The sequence below is a fragment of the Variovorax sp. P4_D9 genome (assembly GCF_056401695.1).
Map to the genome: position 1 here is coordinate 1 of NZ_JBFUIU010001271.1, position 1,853 is coordinate 1,853.

Genomic DNA, 1,853 nt, shown 5'->3' on the forward strand with positions numbered 1-1,853 from the left:
GATTGGCCATCAGCGCGATGTCGGCCTGTTCGATGCCTTCGTGCGACTTCGTGAAGACGCGCAACGTCGCGAGTCCCTGCGAGATGAAGCCCTTGCGCGTGATCAGGTAGTAGAGCACTTCACGCACGAGCCGCCAGCCGAGGCCGCGGTGCGAAAGCGAGAGGCCCTTGCGGTTGAACTTCCACTGCATGGAGGGGCCGAAGTGATCGCGAAGGTTCTCTCCGACGCCCGGCAGGGCCTGCACGACGCGGATGCCATGCTTCCCAAGCACTTCAGGATTTCCGATGCCCGAAAGCTCCAGCAATTGGGGGCTGCCGATGCTGCCTGCGCAGAGGATCACTTCCTTCTTCGCCCGGAGCTCTTCGTCGACACCATTGCGGCGCAAGCGCACGCCGACGCAGCGCTTGCCCTCGAGGATCAGCGAAGTGACGTGCGCCCCGGTGATGATCGAGAGGTTGGGGCGGTTGCGCGCCGGATGCAGATACTGCGTGGCGGTGCTCTGGCGCAAGCCCTTCCAGACATTGATCTGCGCCATCGCGACGCCGTACTGGGTCTCGGCGCTATAGTCCGGGTTCAGGGGCAGTCCGACGGCTTGCGCCGACCGGATGAAGACGTCGTAGAAGGGCGAGGTCTTCGACGCCACCGTGACCTTCATCGGGCCGGTGCGGCCACGGTATTGATCGGTGCCGATGTCCGTGCTTTCCAGCTTCTGGAACCAGGGCAGCACGTCCTTGTAGGCCCAGCCGGTGCAACCCATGCGCTCCCAGGCCTCGTAGTCCAGGCGCTGGCCGCGGTTGTAGATCAAGCCGTTGATGGCGCTCGAGCCGCCCAGGATCTTGCCGCGTGCGATGTAGACGCGTCGTCCGCCGAGCTCCGGGTTGGGTTGCGCGTACTGGCACCAGTTGACTTCGGGGTTCTCGATCATGACGCCGCCTCCCACGGGAGGACGAGTGAAGATGTAGTGGGCGCCGCGCGTTCCTGCTTCTAGGCAGGCAACCTTGTATTTCCCGTTCTCGCTCAGCCGGCTGGCCACAACGCCGCCGCCTGAACCCGATCCCACCACGATGAAGTCGCATGTCTTTGAAGTCAATTTCTATTGCCTTGTTGCGCTTACTGGCCAGCACGAAGAAATGAGCAAGGGACATGCCACGACGTGGACCCGGTGTGCAGCAGCTCCGTGAGCCGCTGCACGGGCCGCAGATGCTGGCGCTGCAGACAGACTGTCTTCTTCCGCGACACGCGTGTCGGCGCCAACGACGTCCTGTCGATCCATCATCGGTAGAAGGCTTGCTGCCAGCGTGGCATGGGGATTGCCCAATGCCCACCCAACGAAGAAGGGCTCTGGTGCAAAGTTTGGGGGTAGCCGAGCGACTCTAAAGAGGGCCGCGCAGGCTATGCCGAAAGCACGGCATTCCAGATCGCGGGCGCAGCTTGGCCCCGAACATGCAGCCGACCGAGATTGAACTGACCCTTGCGAACTCGGTGCAGCAGCTCGACGCCGGCGATCGTCACCGCAGCACGGTCGAAGACCTTGAACCCGAGCATCGGGTTGATGCGTGACTTCACGCCCCGATGGTCTTGCTCGATCATGTTGTTGAGGTACTTCGACGATCGCAACCGCGTGTCTTTCCAYCGTGAGCTTTGCACGGGCAACTCTCGCACCGCGCGGTGCGAGGCGGCATAGCCATCCAGCGTGACGCTCACGGGAGCTCGGCCTTGCGTCTCCAGCGCCTTGCGAAAGAACGCCTTGGCCGCCTTGACATCGCGATTGGCGCTCAGCCGGAAGTCGACCGTCTTTCCTTCTCGATCGACGGCCCGGTAGAGGTAGGTCCATTTGCCGCGGATCTTCACGT

At 63.0% G+C, this 1,853-nt stretch carries 2 protein-coding genes; both read right to left on the minus strand.

Annotated elements, in window-relative coordinates; translation table 11 throughout:
- A partial coding sequence (locus AC1DY5_RS53825; protein WP_478122390.1) for a GMC family oxidoreductase occupies positions 1-1,090 on the minus strand: 1,090 nt, incomplete at its 3' end.
- A gap of 302 nt (positions 1,091-1,392) precedes the next feature.
- A partial coding sequence (locus AC1DY5_RS53830; RefSeq protein WP_478122391.1) for an IS6 family transposase occupies positions 1,393-1,853 on the minus strand: 461 nt, incomplete at its 5' end.